15 protein-coding genes and 1 pseudogene are annotated in these 16281 nt (G+C 63.2%); 7 read left to right on the top strand and 9 right to left on the bottom strand.

Annotated elements, in window-relative coordinates; translation table 11 throughout:
• Positions 1–21: 21 nt before the first annotated feature.
• The 3 genes from mshB to typA all read right to left on the bottom strand — a co-directional run bounded on the left by mshB (position 22) and on the right by typA (position 4770).
• Complete coding sequence (mshB, locus tag ABH922_RS04710; RefSeq protein ID WP_424805827.1) at positions 22–906, bottom strand: N-acetyl-1-D-myo-inositol-2-amino-2-deoxy-alpha-D-glucopyranoside deacetylase; 885 nt, start codon at positions 904–906, stop codon at positions 22–24.
• Entirely contained in the window at positions 903–2708 is a 1806-nt protein-coding gene (locus tag ABH922_RS04705; RefSeq protein WP_424805826.1) for an ABC transporter family substrate-binding protein, read from the bottom strand. Before ABH922_RS04705 ends, mshB begins: the two co-directional genes overlap by 4 nt.
• Before the next feature lie 154 nt (positions 2709–2862).
• On the bottom strand, positions 2863–4770 hold the full coding sequence (gene typA, locus ABH922_RS04700; protein ID WP_424805825.1) for a translational GTPase TypA: 1908 nt from the start codon (positions 4768–4770) through the stop codon (positions 2863–2865).
• A 325-nt stretch (positions 4771–5095) separates the two neighbouring features.
• On the opposite strand from typA, the gene ABH922_RS04695 reads away from it, so the two are divergent.
• Entirely contained in the window at positions 5096–5272 is a 177-nt protein-coding gene (locus ABH922_RS04695) for a hypothetical protein (protein WP_424805824.1), read from the top strand.
• A 4-nt stretch (positions 5273–5276) separates the two neighbouring features.
• On the opposite strand, the gene ABH922_RS04690 is transcribed toward ABH922_RS04695, so the two are convergent.
• Positions 5277–5696: a (deoxy)nucleoside triphosphate pyrophosphohydrolase gene (locus ABH922_RS04690; RefSeq protein ID WP_424805823.1), complete on the bottom strand. Its 420-nt coding sequence runs from the start codon at positions 5694–5696 to the stop codon at positions 5277–5279.
• A gap of 16 nt (positions 5697–5712) precedes the next feature.
• On the opposite strand from ABH922_RS04690, the gene ABH922_RS04685 reads away from it, so the two are divergent.
• From ABH922_RS04685 to ABH922_RS04675, 3 genes and pseudogenes are all read left to right on the top strand, one after another.
• Positions 5713–6006: a 4a-hydroxytetrahydrobiopterin dehydratase gene (locus ABH922_RS04685; RefSeq protein ID WP_424805822.1), complete on the top strand. Its 294-nt coding sequence runs from the start codon at positions 5713–5715 to the stop codon at positions 6004–6006.
• 232 nt (positions 6007–6238) lie between these two features.
• Positions 6239–6982, top strand: coding sequence for a hypothetical protein (locus ABH922_RS04680; RefSeq protein ID WP_424809565.1), 744 nt, complete (start codon positions 6239–6241; stop codon positions 6980–6982).
• Between the two features lie 109 nt (positions 6983–7091).
• Positions 7092–7352: pseudogene (locus ABH922_RS04675) on the top strand (hypothetical protein); the annotation flags it as partial.
• A gap of 5 nt (positions 7353–7357) precedes the next feature.
• Here ABH922_RS04675 and ABH922_RS04670 read toward each other — a convergent pair.
• Positions 7358–7858: a MarR family winged helix-turn-helix transcriptional regulator gene (locus ABH922_RS04670; RefSeq protein WP_424805821.1), complete on the bottom strand. Its 501-nt coding sequence runs from the start codon at positions 7856–7858 to the stop codon at positions 7358–7360.
• Positions 7859–7941: 83 nt separating this feature from the next.
• Here ABH922_RS04670 and ABH922_RS04665 point away from each other — a divergent pair, with 83 nt between their 5' ends.
• Together ABH922_RS04665 and ABH922_RS04660 are read left to right on the top strand one after the other, a co-directional pair.
• Positions 7942–9372 (top strand): MFS transporter, encoded by a 1431-nt coding sequence (locus tag ABH922_RS04665; protein WP_424805820.1) that lies wholly within the window; start codon positions 7942–7944, stop codon positions 9370–9372.
• 316 nt (positions 9373–9688) lie between these two features.
• Positions 9689–10045, top strand: coding sequence for a hypothetical protein (locus ABH922_RS04660; protein WP_424805819.1), 357 nt, complete (start codon positions 9689–9691; stop codon positions 10043–10045).
• A gap of 699 nt (positions 10046–10744) precedes the next feature.
• Here the strand turns inward: ABH922_RS04660 and ABH922_RS04655 are convergent.
• Together ABH922_RS04655 and ABH922_RS04650 are read right to left on the bottom strand one after the other, a co-directional pair.
• The gene (locus ABH922_RS04655; protein WP_424805818.1) at positions 10745–11509 is read right to left on the bottom strand and encodes a lysostaphin resistance A-like protein; all 765 of its coding nucleotides are present in this window, start codon (positions 11507–11509) and stop codon (positions 10745–10747) included.
• Positions 11510–11594: 85 nt separating this feature from the next.
• Positions 11595–12071, bottom strand: coding sequence for a VOC family protein (locus ABH922_RS04650; protein WP_424805817.1), 477 nt, complete (start codon positions 12069–12071; stop codon positions 11595–11597).
• A gap of 189 nt (positions 12072–12260) precedes the next feature.
• On the opposite strand from ABH922_RS04650, the gene ABH922_RS04645 reads away from it, so the two are divergent.
• Entirely contained in the window at positions 12261–13958 is a 1698-nt protein-coding gene (locus tag ABH922_RS04645; RefSeq protein WP_424805816.1) for a fumarate hydratase, read from the top strand.
• Positions 13959–14328: 370 nt separating this feature from the next.
• Here the strand turns inward: ABH922_RS04645 and ABH922_RS04640 are convergent, their stop codons facing one another.
• Both ABH922_RS04640 and ABH922_RS04635 read right to left on the bottom strand, forming a co-directional pair.
• The gene (locus ABH922_RS04640; RefSeq protein WP_424805815.1) at positions 14329–14892 is read right to left on the bottom strand and encodes a mismatch-specific DNA-glycosylase; all 564 of its coding nucleotides are present in this window, start codon (positions 14890–14892) and stop codon (positions 14329–14331) included.
• Between the two features lie 53 nt (positions 14893–14945).
• A complete protein-coding gene (locus ABH922_RS04635) occupies positions 14946–16274 on the bottom strand; it encodes a wax ester/triacylglycerol synthase domain-containing protein (RefSeq protein WP_424805813.1) in 1329 nt (442 codons plus the stop codon).
• Between the last annotated feature and the right edge of the window lie 7 nt (positions 16275–16281).

The raw sequence follows: 16281 nt of genomic DNA, 5'->3' as shown, positions 1-16281 counted from the left end.
ACGGCCGGGTTGGCAACCCGATCAGACGTCGACGCCGGAAAACAGGTCGCCTTCCCGGCCGTCCGCATCCACAAGGCCGACCTCACCGTCGACGAGCACGTAATGCTCCACTGCCAGGATCGGCTGGACCACGTTGTTCGACAGCGCGTATTCGGTGCCGGACGGCGCGATGGTCAGCTGAGTGGCGTGTGCCTGCAGAGCCTTGATCTTCACGGCCATCACCGCACCGACGTCGATGGCCGTGGTGACCAGCGAATCGTCGACGCTGGGCAACTCGCCCGGTTCCGGCAGCCGCCAGGAATCCGGGTATTCGCCGATCGAGGCCAACCCGTCGTCGAGACTGCGATGCTCGGTCACCGTCCAGTACAGCTTCGAGGTTCGCCACGGCAAACCTGGCGCAGACCAGTCCGGATCGGCAGCGGCCGCCACCGCCGTGGTCGTGAGTTGATACGCCTGGATGTGGTCGGGGTGCCCGTAGCCGCCCTCCGGGTCGTAGGTGATCACCACCTGCGGGCGTAACTCTCGAATGACGTCGGCGATCGCCCGGACAGCGTCATCGGTATCGGCATTGACGAAGGCTTTCGGGTTCGCTGCCGACGGGGTACCCACCATTCCGGAGTCCCGATACCGTCCGGCGCCGCCCAGGAATCGTGCGGGCTCGGCGCCCAGCGTCTCGAGGGACGCGGTCAACTCCCCGATCCGGAAGCCACCGAGCTGATCGGATTCCGACGCGACGAGACCAGCCCAGCGATCGCCGATCACCTCCCCCTCCTCGCCGAGCGTGCACGTCAGTACGGTCACCTGGACACCCTCGGCGGCGTATTTCGCTATCGTGCCTCCAGTGGTGATGGCCTCGTCATCGGGATGCGCATGCACCAACAGCAAACGCTTTGTCGCCGAGCTCATTTGGTTTCCCTGACCCAATCCGTCGCATTACCGAAAATACCTACCTGTACCGGCGAGTCGAGCACCACACCGTCGACGCCGCTGCCGACGGCGACCAGCGCCCGCGACTGCGCGATCGGCAACACCGCAGCCAGATCCCACAGCTTGGGTTCGGCGTCCGCCACCAGCTCCTTGAAATCACCGATACCACTGAGCGCCTGGTCTATCCGCGGTTGCAGCGACGGATCGCACAACCCGGATATGTTGCTCGGCGCATCAGCACTGACCGTCCGGACCGGAGTCGACTGCGCACCCGTCGTCGGCATGGGTTCACCGGCACCGACAGAGGTCGGCGGGGCGGATGTGGTCACGGAACCGATTACCGGGCAGCTGAACCGCGACGCGAGGGATGTCGCCGGATCGGCGCCGGTGCGCGTCCAGCCCACCACCAGATCCACCTTCCCGGACGTGAGCTCACTGCCGTAGAGTTCCTCGGCCGTCACGGCCTGCACGGTCGCCGCGATTCCCACACCCCGCAGTTGATCTGCGGCCGTGTTGGCCACTGCCACTGCTACGTCGTCGTTTTCCGGTGCGCCGATGACGAGCGACAACTGCGCACCGTCGCGGACCACCTTCCCCAGCGCCACCTTGCCGGGCACGGGAACCGCCGGCGGTTCCACCTGATATCCGGCTGCGGTCAACTCACCGAGCGACTGCTCCCGGGTCGCCTGCGGCGGGGCGGTCGGCACGTAGCCGGGATCGGACGGCGAGAGGATCTGGGCCTTCGCCGGAGCCGACGCCGTTTCACCGCCTGCCACCACCACCGCAAGGAGGTTCGGATCCAGAAGTCCCAGAACACCTTTACGGACACGGACATCCGAGAGGTTCGAACTCCTACCGTTCGCCGTCACCTCGAGCGAACGTGGTATGAACGCGAATGCCGTCCGAACACCGGGAATCGCCGCGAGCTGGATGTCGGCAGCGCTACCTGAACTGACTTGCGCGACTTGAGTGTCGTCGGTACGCATGGCGTCGGCGAGCTGGGCGGTGGCGCCGCCGCGGCGCATCACTATCCGGTCGGGGTCGGACGGCTTGCCCCAGAACCTGTCGTTACGTTCGAGGACTATCTCGTCCCGGCCGCGATCGACGGACCGTACGTGAAAGTGCGAGCCCGACACCGGAATACCTTCACCGAGGCCGGTGGCGAATCCACCGGGCGTGTCCTTGACCAGATGTGAGGGCAACAGATCGGTGAACAGTTCACGCCACGCGGGATACGGAGCCCGCATGGTGACGTTGACAGTCTTCCCACCGCCGGACGAACTCACGTCCTCGATCATCTGATAGCCGGCCGGATTCACCACTCCCGGCGCGGAAATCATCTGCTGCCACAGGTAACGAAAATCCTCGGCGGCGATCGGGGCACCGTCGGACCACTGCGCCTCGTTACGAAGCTGATAGCGGATGGTGAACGGCTCCTGTGACGTCACCTCAGCCGAAACGATCAGCGAATCGTCCGGCACCCAATCGGTGACAGCCGGATCCGTCGCGGATCTTTCCGGACGAAAAACGCTGGGTAACACCAGATTACCGACCGCGGAATTGACCGGAGACTGATCGGCGAGCAGGTGCGGATTGAATCCGCCGCCCACCTCGTCGATGGCGACGGTGACCTGCTTCATCGCCGGGACAGCAGGCGTGGGAGTCGGCTTGGCCGTCTCGGTGCTCTCCACCGGCGGCGGAGGATCCGCCGTACACGCGGTCAGCGTCAACGCCGTCACCGCCACTGCCACCGCCAGATAGCGACGTCGTCCACCAACCACAGAGAATTCCCTTCCGTTCAGGGCACACGCTGCCCCTCCGTGCACGGTTCACCGGCACGCGATCGACCCGGAAACCATGAAGGCGAATGTACCTTTCCACCGAACAAGTCGGATGAAAGGCACATTCGCCTGTCAGGGTACTACCGGGGAAAGACTACAGAGACGCCTTGTCCCGAGCCTTGCTCCGCGAACGCTCCCGAGCGCGCTCGGTCGCGTTGAGGTGCACCTTGCGAACGCGGACGTCCTCCGGGGTGACCTCGACGCACTCGTCGCCGGAGCAGAACTCCATGGCGGCTTCGAGCTCGAGCTTGATCGGCTTTGCCAGGGTCTCCATCACGTCGGCGGAGGACTGACGCATATTGGTCAGCTTCTTCTCGCGAGTGACGTTGATGTCGAGGTCTTCCTGACGCGGATTGATACCCACGACCATGCCTTCGTAGGTGTCCGCGCCCGGCTCGACGAAGAACGTTCCACGATCGGCGAGCTGGATCATCGCGAACGGAGTGACGGAACCGGAACGGTCCGACACGAGCGAGCCCGTGTGGCGGGCACGGATCTCGCCGGCCCACGGGCCGTATCCGTCGAACACGGCGTTTGCGATACCGGTGCCGCGGGTTTCGGTCAGGAAATCCGTGCGGAAGCCGATGAGGCCACGCGAGGGAACGATGAACTCCATCCGAACCCAGCCTGCGCCGTGGTTCGACATCTGGACCATCTTGCCCTTGCGGTTGGCGAGGAGCTGCGTGATGGCACCGAGGTACTCCTCGGGGCTGTCGATGGTCAGCTCTTCGAACGGCTCGTGCACCTTGCCGTCGACGACCTGGGTGACCACCTGCGGCTTACCGACGGTCAGTTCGAAGCCTTCACGACGCATCTGTTCGACGAGGATGGCGAGCGCGAGCTCGCCACGACCCTGAACCTCCCAGGCATCGGGACGACCGATGTCGAGCACCTTGAGCGAGACGTTACCGACCAGCTCCTGGTCCAGACGCGATTTGACCATGCGTGCGGTCAACTTGTGGCCCTTGACCCGGCCGACCAGCGGCGAGGTGTTGGTTCCGATGGTCACCGAGATCGCGGGCTGATCGACCGTGATGCGGGGCAGCGGCACCGGGTTGTCGAGGTCGGCGAGGGTGTCGCCGATCATGATGTCCGGGAAACCGGCGACGGCGACGATGTCACCGGCAACGGCCACCTCACCGGGAACTCGCTCGACACCGACGGTGGTGAGCAGTTCGGTGATCTTGGTCTTGGTGACGACGGGTTCGCCGTCGACCTCGCGGCACCAGGAGACGGTCTGGCCCTTGCGCAGCTCGCCGTTGTGGATGCGAACCAGTGCGAGGCGACCGAGGAATGCGGACGCGTCGAGGTTGGTGACGTGTGCCTGCAGCGGCGCGTCGACCGAACCCTTGGGGGCCGGGACGTACTCCATGAGGACCTGGAACAGCGCGGAGAGGTCTTCGGCGTCGGGTGCGTGACCGTTCTCGGGCTGCACGGTCGATGCCTTGCCTTCGCGACCGGAGGCGTAGAGAACCGGCAGCTCGAGGGCCAGCTCGGCGGCCTCGGCGGCCTCGTCGGACAGGTCCGAGGCAAGATCGAGGAGCAGGTCCTGGGCCTCGGTGACGACCTCTTCGATACGAGCGTCGGGACGGTCCGTCTTGTTGACGACCAGGATGACGGGCAGCGACGCGGCGAGCGCCTTGCGCAGCACGAAGCGCGTCTGCGGCAGCGGGCCTTCGGAAGCATCGACGAGCAGGACGACACCGTCGACCATGGAAAGGCCGCGCTCGACCTCGCCACCGAAGTCGGCGTGGCCGGGGGTGTCGATCACGTTGATGACGGTGATGGTGCCGTCTTCGTTGACCTTATGCACGGCGGTGTTCTTCGCGAGAATGGTGATGCCCTTCTCGCGTTCGAGGTCGCCGGAGTCCATGACACGATCGACCAGCTCGGCGCGCTCCTCGAACGCGCCGGACTGACGAAGCATGGCGTCGACGAGGGTGGTCTTGCCGTGGTCGACGTGTGCGACGATGGCAACGTTACGGAAGCTGGTGATGGTCACGCGATGGCTCTCCTGGCTGAGTTGATTCGGCCACGCGAAACTCACATCGCACGGCACTTCTGGTGGCCGCTGTACGAATGAGTCATTCGAATCCAAGCGTGAATCGCCCTGAACAGGCACCGCGGCCTAGTAAAGACTACGCGCTCCGAGTGAATTCTCTCGCATTGTGCGGCCCCTATCACCGCCGCGACCTGCAGATAGTGATTTGCAACACTGCCCTATCCGGTCGGACTCGACCAGGAAAAACGCCATTTTTAAGGATACGCTAACCTGACTTTGCTAGAGTGTTCCCCAACACACCTATTCAGGAAAGCCGCAGCGCCACATGGGAAAAGTCAAGGCAAGCGAGATCCCCCGGCTCAAGCCGAAGAAGAAGTGCTGCCGCAAAAAGACACGATGCGTCAAATGCCCCGTCGTGATCATGCGCATGAAGCGACTCGAGAACGACGGCGCGTCCAAGAAGGAAATGAAGTCGGGACTGAAGAAGGCCCGGGCAGCCTGATCGGTCAGGACGACTCGGCCGACTCTCGAAGGGCGGCCAGCAGCTCCGGCACCCAGGCTCGGTCGTTGACCACCAGATCGATCTCCAGCAGACCTTCGGCGGTCACCCAGTCCAATCGTGCGTGCTCGATTGCCGTGGGCTCGCCCGCGAGGAGTTCGACGCGATACGCCCGTAGAACGAGGTCTTCCGAGAGTCGGACGTCCGAACCGATGCGGTCGCCGACCCGAACCTGAACCCCGAGCTCTTCCTGCAGTTCCCGGGCCAGCGCCTCGGCGGGATTCTCCGACGGTTCCACTTTCCCACCGGGAAGTTCCCACTGGCCCGCCAGTTCCGGGGGCCTCGCGCGCTGGGCGAGTAGCAGGGTGCCGTCGCGCAACAGGGCCCCGGCCACCACTTCGCGCGGCGTTGCAGATATTTCGCTCATTCCGCCATGATGATGCATGCCCTCACTGCTGTCGGAATCTGCCCTGCGTGATGCTCTCGCCGACCTCCCGCATTGGCGAGGGGATACCGCCTCGATCGTCCGAACAGTGGAATCCGAGACCTTTCCCGAGGCGATGACACTGCTCGGGCAGGTAGCGGTGGTTGCCGAAGAGATCGATCACCATCCGGACATCGACGTCCGTTGGCGCCGGGTGACCTATTGCCTGTCGACGCACTCGGCAGGCGGTGTCACCCGACTCGACGTCGACCTCGCGCACAGAATCGACATCCTGGTCGCGGGGGCACGGTAACGGTTGCATCAACTTTCACTTCATCCCCACCAGCCACAGGTAGGATTTTCCAGGACTCCTATCGGGGATGGTCGTGTCATAGACTCCTCCCCGTGCCCAGCTGTTCGGATGTGAACAGCTGTACAACCGGGGACTCTGTACATAGAGTGACCCCTCGAGCCGTCAACGCGATGCTCCACGGTGCTCGCGCGGTATGACTAAGGATGGGGAACCAGTGCTTCGAACCCGAGGGATGCGCAAGGCGTTCACCGCCGTTGCGATTGCCGCAGCGGCCGGACTTGCTTTGCCTGCACAAGCCATGGCCGACCCGGCAGCGACGCCGGTGCCCGACGGCGTGCCGATCGACGTTCTGGCTTCCTTCGCTCCTGCGATCATCGGTGCCGCCGCCGGCCCGCAGGACGTTGCAGGCGGACCGCAAGCTGCACTCCTCGAGCAGGCCCGCGCCATCGTGAACTCGCCGGGCGTTCCACCCGAGCTGAGATCGACACTCGACCGCGTCATCACGTTCCTCGACGGCAGTGGCGGTGGTGGCCCGGCCATCCCGGACCCCAGCGGCCCCGTCATCTCCCAGTTCCTGTACCCCACACTCGGTAAGGGTTGCATCTCTGCCACCGCCGACTCGGTCGGTACGGCGCTTGCCGTACCGGGCCCGGCGCACTTGCCGCCTCCGGGTCCCGCAGCCGGACAAGCCGGTTTCGTCTTCACCGCTCTCGGTACCGCTCCGGCCACCGACGATCAGCCCGTGCCACTGACCGTGAGCTGGATCAATATCGACAACCAGCGCGGCGCTACCCAAAACCTCACCAATGCATCGCGCATCAATCCGGACGGCCCGGCCACCCTGTCGGCCATCGCCGACACCGGCCCGGGACGCGTCCTGTCCGTGATCAGCGGTGGACTGACCACACAACCCGAGGGCGCAGATCGCATCACCTGCACCTTCCTGCCCACCATCGGCATGGTTCAGGTCGGCTGAGACACCGAATTCGTCAACGAGAAGAGCCCGCCGACTCCGGCGGGCTCTTCTCGCTTTGGTGGCAGGTCTCGCTTTCTTGGTAGGCAGCTTTCGTGGTAGACCCGCCTACATGACTTCGACGCGCAAGAACGCGACCAATCGCTCCACCCGGTCAGTTCGATCGACCAGGTCGATCCTCTCGTACCGGTCGGAAGGATCGATCCTCTCCATCGGATCGTCGTACTCGGTGCTCTCCATCGGCAGTGTTGGATCCGTGCTGTCGGTCGCCAGTGCGGGCTCGGCCCTGTCCGCGTTCAGCGCCGGATCGTTCCTCAGCCTCGGCTCGGCAGCATCAGGGCTGTCGCGCTGGTCCGCAGCCACATGGCGGGGCCAAGGTCACTGCGCCGACTGATCCGGGTCCACGCGATCTCCGGGCCGTGGCCAATCCCGCCCTTCGAGGTGTTCGACTGATTGATTGAACCGTCGCAGCAGGTATGCCAACGATTCTCGCTCGTCCGGAGTCCACCGAGCGAGCACTTTCTCGAGCCCGACGACGGTCTGCCGACGATCGGCGTGCAGTTTTGCCAGACCCGTATCGGTAGGTCGAATCTTGCGTGCCGTCCCTCCCTCGGGATCGGATACCCGCTCCACGAGGTTCTGGCGTAATAGTGCCGCGACCTGCCGATTGACCGTCGAGACGTCCAGTGAGAACGCACGCGCCAATTCCTTCAAGCTCATCGGCGACTGCAATTCGAGGCGCCCGAGTAGCAGAAATGCGGATCGCTCCAGCTCGAGGTCTGTGCGCTGGGCGAGCGCGTGATACCGCGAGAGCAAGGTCAACTCGTACTCGATGTCGGTCGTGCCCGATCGAATGTCAGACCCCTTCGCCTTGCTCATATTGTGCAGCGTACACATGCTGTGTAGCGTGCACATCGCCCATCGGCGCGACTACAGCGCTTCACCCAGGCACAGGGAGTCCCATGTCCGTCGAAACAGATCCCTCGAACGCCGACGCCGTACCGACCGATTCCGAAACCGTGTCTGCGCGGCTCGTTCTCACCGTTCTGGGGATGTGCGGGATCGTGGTCGCCCTCATGCAGACACTGGTCGTCCCGATCATTCCCCAACTCCCGCACATCCTGAATTCGACGCCCGCCGACACATCCTGGGCGGTGACCGCAACGCTTCTGGCAGCTGCGGTGATCACTCCGATCAGTGGCCGACTCGGAGACATGTTCGGCAAGAAACGGATGCTTCTGGTCAGCCTCGGTTTGGTCGTACTCGGTTCGGCCATCAGTGCCGCGGCCCCGTCTCTGGTGCTGCTCGTGATCGGCCGGGCCTTGCAGGGCGCCTCGATGGGTGCCATCCCCTTGGGGATCGCGATCCTTCGTGACACCCTCCCCCCGAAGAAGGTGCCTGGAGCGATGGCCGTCATGAGTGCCACACTCGGCGTCGGCGGCGCCGTCGGGCTTCCGATCGCTGCCGTCATCGCGCAGAATGCGAACTGGCACTACCTGTTCGTCACATCGGCAGTGCTCGGACTCCTCTGCCTGATGCTCGTGGCGATCGTCGTACCCGAATCCAAGGTACTGCGCCCCGGCCGTTTCGACATCGCGGGTGCCGTCGGTCTCGGCATTGCACTCGTGGCGTTGCTGTTGCCTGTCACCAAGGGCGGCACTTGGGGGTGGGGCGACCGGAAAACACTGGGCCTACTGATCCTTTCGGCAGTGATGTTTCTCGTGTGGGGGTGGTGGGAGTTACGCCGGAAGGCGCCGTTGGTCGACCTTCGAATTTCTGCACGTCCGCAGATTCTGTTCACCAACCTCGCCTCCGTCGCCGTCGGATTCGCGATGTACGGCAATGCCTTGACGTTCCCCCAGTTACTGATGGCACCAACCTCCACCGGCTACGGGCTGGGACTGTCGATGGTCACCGCCGGTCTGGCACTGGCGCCGGGAGGGCTGGTGATGATGGCCCTCTCACCCGTGTCGGCACGAATCTCCGCGTGGCGCGGACCCCGCATCACTCTGATGATCGGCGCCGTCGTCATCGGCGGCGGATATGTGTTCGTCTATTTCGCCAACTCGTCCGTGCTGCAGATCGTACTGGCAGGCATGGTGATCGGAGCAGGTGTCGGGCTCTCGTATGCGGCCATGCCCGCACTCATCATGGGTGCCGTACCCGTCACCGAATCCGCGGCGGCCAACGGACTGAATTCGTTGATGCGATCGATCGGCACGTCCACCTCGGCTGCGATCGTGAGCGTCGTACTCGCCGGAATGACGATTACCGTGGGCACTGCGACGATTCCGTCGCTCGGCGCATTCCGGGCCACGTTCCTGATCTCGGTTGCCGCTGCGGCCACAACGGTCGTATTCGCCTGGCTGATTCCCAAACGCCAGGCAGCGTAAGGGAACCAACCGTCCCAATTGTCAGTCGGCGATGCTGCCCGACTGCAACTTCGACAGCAGGGTGTAGATGAAGTCGATGATGAATTCCACGCAATGTCCTCTCGTACGGCGTTCCTCGAACCAGGAGTGACGGTACCGCACGAATTCGGGAGACCGATCCGCAAATCAGGTCATTGACACCGTGACCGCATCTCCGGGATGTCGAACGACTCGTTTCCCGGCGACGTGGTCGGTCGTCGGCGTCGAACGCGGCTGGATCATCTGCGAGATCGACAATCCGATGTAAGATCTCGGAAACGGCCCGCGCCATCGCACGGTGAGTATCACGATCGCGCACTACGCAGGCGACGGACTGTTCTTCCGCGCGGAAGGCACATACGAGCCGATGAACCTCCTGTCGATGGTGGGTAGCGGGTGCCCGGCCGCTCGTACTCGTACGGCCGGGGCGCTGCCGCAGGCTGTCGGAGTACGGGGCGATCAGGCCGAACGAGGTGGGGCCGCAATACAGCGATGCCCTCGAATCGACGATTCGAGGGCATCTGCAGGTCTGCCGACAAGTTACGCAGGCGGAGCGGTCAGCTTGTCGATGCTCCCCGACGCGAAACTGAGGAAGCTGAACAGATCCGAGAACGCGCTGAGGAAGTCCGAGATGTCGCTCGAGCTGACCATGTGATTACTCCTGTCGAAGATGGACTGGCCAAGTTGCGGAGCCAGCGGCTTGCTGCCGAGACCAATGCTAGAGCGCCTCCGTTAATTCCGTGACATCAAATGTTTCACTCACGTTAAACCCCGAAACGCAACGGAACGAACAATACCCACAGGTTGACGAAGTATTTACCGATGATTACCTACTCATGGGTAGCCGCTGTTCGCTCCACCGAGGTTCGTTGACCCAGGTTAGTTAATCAACAGCTATCTCAAACAACTCGCGGTCGAACGCACGGTGCCCCCGGATCTACGATCCGAGGGCACCGGCAACGTCAACTCCGGACGACAGGCGTCAGGACAGCTTCTCGACGCTTCCCGAAATGAAGTCGAGGAAGCTGAAGAGGCTTGCGAATGCGCTGAGGAAGTCCGAGATGTCGCTCGAGCCGATCATATGGTTACTCCTGTCGAAATAATGAACCAGCCGAGATGAGAAACGGCCGGCGGCATGGCGCCGAAGGCAATACTAGAGCCCGGCCGCTAATTTGGCGACACCTAATTTCTGTGGCAAAACACCGAAACAGATCCGATTACCTGCCGGCATACGCACAGGTAACGGCCGCCGGAATGCTCTTCACCTGCGAGGGAAGTCGACACCTTCGATGATATCGAATCCTATTTCCATTAGCAGCAATCTACTGGCTATATCGGCTTTCCGAAAAATCTGTCATCGGATCGTCGCGTGCCACACCAATGCAGCGGCCAGAGCGCCCGCCCCGTTCAACGACCAGTGCAAAGCGATAGGCGCCAGGAGGCTTCCGCTGCGGTGCCGTAGCCAGGTGAACACCAGTCCGGCCGCAGCAGTGGCAAGAACGGCGACGGCAATACCGGCGATCTGGCCCGCCACCCCGGTTCCGAGGAACCCGGACAGGCCTTCGTTACCGCTGGTCAGGCCCATCGACGAAGCGATATGCCACAGCCCGAACATCAAGGAACCCGCGGCGGCAACTCCGCGCACCCCACTGACCCGGTTCAGCGTGCCGTGCAGCACGCCGCGAAACGCGAGTTCCTCCGGGATCACGGTCTGGAGCGGGATCACGATCATCGACGCGATGATCGCCCCGGAAATCGTCGCGTACCGGTCCGCCATGAAAAACGGCCGCGTCAGCGGTAAAAGCGCACCGACGGCAACTACCGTCAGCACCAGTGCGACAGCAGCGAGCGCGTACTTCGATCCGGATCGCAGATGGCGGGGCGAGAGCCCCAACTCGGCCCACCCCAGACCTCGACGCTTGGTCAATGCCAACAACACCAGGGCCGAGATCGGTACCGTCGCGATACTCGCCCACGCAGTGGTGAAGTGAGCGATCAGGTTCGTTCCCACCAGCACCACGATGACGACGGCAATGTCCACGTACGCGTGTGCGCGAGGAAAGCGCGGGACACTCGTGTTCGCAATTGCATCACCGCGGCCCGCCAGCTGTAAGTTCACTGCCGCCACAGTACCGACCCCACCTGTGTAATCGCCACTGTCGATGCGCCTGGTCACCGGGTGAGCCCACCCCGCGTGCTCGGGCTTACTCCGCTGCCGTTCGCTCGAGTTCGGCCACATCGATCTTGTTCATACGCATCATCGCCTCGGTCACCCGCCGGGCCTTGTCTCGGTCCGGATCACCGATCAGTTCGATCAGACGATTCGGAACCACCTGCCAGGACAGCCCGAACTTGTCGGTGAGCCAGCCGCAGGGCCCTTCCTTCCCGCCCTCGGTCAGACGAGACCAGTAGTGGTCCACCTCCGTCTGATCTACGCAGGGAATCTGAAAGGACACGGCCTCCGAGAACGTGAACATACTGCCGCCGTTGAGTCCGGTGAACCGTTGACCGTCGAGTTCGAACTCGACCGTCATCACCGAGCCGATCGGTTTACCGGAGGGCGAGTCCTGGAGGTACCTTTCGATCTTCAGTATTCGACCGCTGCCGAATACCTCTATGTAGAAGTTCGCGGCTTCTTCGGCTTGGCCGTCGAACCACAGGCATGGGGTGATGGTGGGCATGATCGCGTCCTCTCGCGTGGGGTGACCGGAACGTCACACCCGTATTGACATCACCCGGCATCGGAAGTCATCGCAGCTGAGGACACAAGCCGGAATTCTGCTCGTTCGGCACCGCCCAGATTGGGTGAGGCCAACCCTCGACGATAACCTGAATGCGACCTTCGCACGCACCCTTGCTCAGGAGAGATGATGGCCGACTTCCTCTACGAGGACCTGTTGCCGATCGGTGAGGACACCACCGAATACCGACTACTGACCACCGAAGGGGTGTCGACGGTCGAAGGACCGGACGGGCGCACCTTCCTCCAGGTGGAGCCGGAGGCGATGCGCTTGTTGACGGAGACGGCACTGCACGACATCTCGCACTACCTGCGCACCGATCACCTGACGCAGTTGGCGAGCATCCTCGACGATCCGGAAGCATCGAACAACGACAAGTTCGTTGCCCTCGATCTACTCAAGAACGCCAACATCGCCGCGGCCGGAGTGCTGCCGATGTGCCAGGACACCGGAACCGCCATCGTCATGGGCAAGCGCGGACAGCACGTGCTGACGCCGGGGGACGACGAACGTGCCATCGCCCGCGGCGTGTACGACGCGTACACCCGACTCAATCTGCGGTACTCGCAAAATGCCCCCATCACGATGTGGGACGAGAAGAACACCGGCAACAACCTGCCTGCCCAGATCGAGCTTTACGCCGATACTGCTGCAGGACATGAGAATTCATACAAGTTCCTCTTCATGGCCAAGGGTGGTGGTAGCGCCAACAAGTCCTACCTGTACCAGGAGACCAAGGCGATCCTGAACCCGGATTCGATGATGCAGTTCCTCGAGGCGAAGATCCGCTCGCTCGGCACGGCCGCCTGCCCCCCGTACCACCTGGCGATCGTCGTCGGCGGTACTTCGGCCGAGTTCGCCATGAAGACCGCGAAGTACGCCTCCGCCCACTACCTCGACGAACTACCTGCCGAGGGTGCCATCACCGGCCGCGGTTTCCGTGATCACGAGCTCGAGAAGAAGGTATTCGAGCTCACCCAGAAGATCGGAATCGGCGCCCAGTTCGGCGGCAAGTACTTCTGCCACGACGTCCGCGTCGTTCGCCTCCCCCGACATGGGGCTTCGTTGCCCGTCGCCATCGCCGTCTCCTGCTCGGCGGATCGTCAGGCCAAGGCGAAGATCACCCCCGAAGGTATATTCCTCGAACAGCTCGAGTTCAACCCGGGACGTTTCCTGCCCGAGGTCACCGACGCGCAGCTCGACGCGGACACCGACGGTATCTCCGGAACCGGCAAGGGCGCCGCTGTCAAGATCGACCTCACCAGGCCGATGCCGGAAATTCTCGCCGAACTCTCGAAGCATCCGGTCAAGACTCGTCTTTCCTTGACCGGTCCATTGGTGGTGGCCCGCGACATCGCTCACGCCAAGATCAAGGAACGTCTCGACGCCGGCGAGGAGATGCCGCAGTACCTCAAGGACCACCCGGTCTACTACGCCGGCCCGGCGAAGACGCCTGACGGCATGGCGTCCGGCTCCTTCGGCCCGACCACCGCGGGCCGGATGGACTCGTACGTCGAACAGTTCCAAGCAGCCGGCGGCTCGATGATCATGTTGGCCAAGGGAAACCGCTCCAAGCAGGTCACCGACGCCTGCAACGCGCACGGCGGTTTCTATCTCGGTTCCATCGGCGGACCGGCCGCCCGCCTGGCGCTCGACTGCATCAAGAACGTCGACATCCTCGAATATGCAGAACTGGGCATGGAAGCCGTCTGGAAGATCGACGTGGAAGATTTCCCCGCTTTCATCGTCGTCGACGACAAGGGCAACGACTTCTTCGCCCACACCGGGGAAGTCACGCTCACGATCGGAAAGCGTCCCGGACTGTAGGTCGCCTCTGACGAAAGCCCCGGCCGGACGTGTGTCGCCGGGGCTTTCGTCTGCCTGCGTGCCGCTCGTGCCTGCGGACCGTTGCATAGAGTCGGCCCCTGCACAGGAAGAGTTAGACAGAGGTGTATAACTCTTGACGAGGCCGGAGAGCCCGGCTGCGGGAGGGACATGACATATGTCGATGGCGATAAGTCTGAGTTGCGACGCTTGCGGAGTTGTTGTCGAAATACCGGTCGAATTACGACAATTGAGCAGTGCGGACGTACTCAGCGCCAAACCCGGCTGGACGCATGCAACGAACGAGGACTACTGCCCGATCTGCAGTGACGTACGATCCTCGACCTGGGGACATTGACATTGTCCTCGGACCTCATACGACACCGGCTTCTCCTGCCGCAGCACGATATTTGACCGCCAGAGAGTCTACGGTCTCGTGTGCGTTGAGTCCGCTGGGATTCGGGACGATCCACAGCGCGGCACCTTCGAAGTCGTCGTCCTGTCGGCCGGCCTTCGCCTTCTTCACGCCGAAAGCAGTTCGATAAGCGGTGATTCCGGCGAATGCCACCACAACAGGCGTGGTGACGGAGACGATCTTCCGCACCCGAACCCCACCGACCGCGAGCTCTTCCGGGGTCAACTCGTCAGCCCGAGCGGTTGCCCGTACCGCGAGATTGGTGATGCCGACACCTCTGTCGATCAGGTGTTGTCTGTCGGCGGCCGACATACCCGCAGACGGATCGACGGGCCGTTCTATGATGCCTGCACGCAACAATGCCGGATAGAAGCGATTGCCGGGTCGAGCGAAATGCGCGCCCGTCGCCGCCGTCCACAATCCGGGGTTGATGCCGACGAACAACAATCGGCAATTCGCGCCGATGAGATCGTCTATCTCGGTATCTCGAAACGATTCCAGTTCTGCGCGAGTGAATCCCATCCACTCATTACACCAGTGCGTCCCGCACGACTACACCAGCGCGTCCCGCACGATTACACCAGCGCGTCCCGCACGGTATCCACCGCATCGTGCATCATCTGCTCGTAGACGTCCACGTCGGGAATCGACAGTGGACTCGCCGTGATACCGATCGTGACCGTGTCCCCGATGCCGTGCACCCCGTGCGTAAGAGACATGACCGGCGACAGACTCGGAAAGCCCGCTGTGAAGCGGACGGTTCCGCCGCCCAACACCAGGTCGGCGTCGCCGCGCGCCACACTCGAGACCACCGTATTACCGGTGACCTCGGCGGGAACCGCGGTGAAGTCGTACTGCTGGACTCCCCAACGCACCAGCGGACCCGGCACCGCGTCGAGCGCACGGTCCGAAGCCGCACCGGAATGATGGGCTGCTCGGGCGCGACGCTCGGCCATCGACTCCTCGATCCGGGCCGCTCGCTCGCGCAGATCACTGATATCGGGGAACAGTCCGACACCCGCATTGCGGAAATGGTTACGCGCGGTGGGAGATCCCGGCTTCGCGATGGTCACCTCGGCGCCCAACTCCGCCGGTACCGGAACATCGTGCACAGTCAGGTAATTCGACATCGCCACCGAGATCGCAGTCATCGCGGCCACCGTGACCGACACTCCTCCGCCCCGCAGATCCGAGCCGTCACGCACCACCATGCGGACCAGACGGCGCTCACCCGGTGGAGTGTTGAAAACAACCCTCGGCCGATTCGGTGCTTGTGGCGCAACAATTCCCGATTCGGTGTCCGACTGCAGTTGCAGTTGCGCTCGATGCCCGGCGCGTCCGTCGCGAAAGAGCGAGAACATCTGCCCGGGTAAGCGCAATGCGGCGCGCCCCAGAATTTCCAGCGCCCCACTGCTGCGTCCGTCGATTTCGGCGGGTGCCAGGTCACCGGCGGAGAACAGCGCCCGCGCGATCGACGACGCCCGTTTGCCGTCCGCCAGGGAATGCGAGACCTGCAAAACCGCGATCGTCGCCCGGCCGTCCGAGCGAGGCGTGCCCGTCACCCCGTCGAACAGGTGCAAGGTCCACGGTGTGGTTCGCGGGTTCAGGTGAGATTCGAGCAGCACTTCGACGCTGCCGATACACGACCGCCACGACGGCTCGGCCAATTCGTGGACGACGATCAAGGACTCGTCGACGGTCATCGGCTCCCACACCGGATAGTCCAAGTGCCAAGGTGATTCGCGGATACGGATGCGCAGGTCGGGTATCAGTGCGGCCCGCTCGAGCACCGTGCGGCGAATGTCGTCGACTGATTCTCTCGTATCGCCGAAGCCGTACAGGAGCAATTGATCGTTGGGGATCTTCTCCGAAATCCAGAAGGTTTGGGCGTCGGTCGGCCGCATCCGTAGC

The organism is Rhodococcus sp. 27YEA15 (assembly GCF_049739425.1).
Taxonomy (GTDB): Bacteria; Actinomycetota; Actinomycetes; order Mycobacteriales; family Mycobacteriaceae; genus Rhodococcus_F.
Note: the sequence above shows the minus strand (reverse complement) of the source record. Positions and strands in the feature narration are given on the sequence as shown.

Excerpts from the sequence above, each read along its gene's own strand:
- ABH922_RS04665 (WP_424805820.1), top strand. The coding sequence starts at position 7,942 with ATGTCCGTCGAAACAGATCCCTCGAACGCCGACGCCGTACCGACCGAT.
- ABH922_RS04635 (WP_424805813.1), bottom strand. The coding sequence starts at position 16,274 with ATGCGGCCGACCGACGCCCAAACCTTCTGGATTTCGGAGAAGATCCCC.
- ABH922_RS04695 (WP_424805824.1), top strand. The coding sequence starts at position 5,096 with ATGGGAAAAGTCAAGGCAAGCGAGATCCCCCGGCTCAAGCCGAAGAAG.
- mshB (WP_424805827.1), bottom strand. The coding sequence starts at position 906 with ATGAGCTCGGCGACAAAGCGTTTGCTGTTGGTGCATGCGCATCCCGAT.
- ABH922_RS04690 (WP_424805823.1), bottom strand. The coding sequence starts at position 5,696 with ATGAGCGAAATATCTGCAACGCCGCGCGAAGTGGTGGCCGGGGCCCTG.
- ABH922_RS04640 (WP_424805815.1), bottom strand. The coding sequence starts at position 14,892 with ATGGGATTCACTCGCGCAGAACTGGAATCGTTTCGAGATACCGAGATA.
- ABH922_RS04685 (WP_424805822.1), top strand. The coding sequence starts at position 5,713 with ATGCCCTCACTGCTGTCGGAATCTGCCCTGCGTGATGCTCTCGCCGAC.
- ABH922_RS04650 (WP_424805817.1), bottom strand. The coding sequence starts at position 12,071 with ATGCCCACCATCACCCCATGCCTGTGGTTCGACGGCCAAGCCGAAGAA.
- ABH922_RS04670 (WP_424805821.1), bottom strand. The coding sequence starts at position 7,858 with ATGAGCAAGGCGAAGGGGTCTGACATTCGATCGGGCACGACCGACATC.
- ABH922_RS04645 (WP_424805816.1), top strand. The coding sequence starts at position 12,261 with ATGGCCGACTTCCTCTACGAGGACCTGTTGCCGATCGGTGAGGACACC.
- ABH922_RS04680 (WP_424809565.1), top strand. The coding sequence starts at position 6,239 with ATGCGCAAGGCGTTCACCGCCGTTGCGATTGCCGCAGCGGCCGGACTT.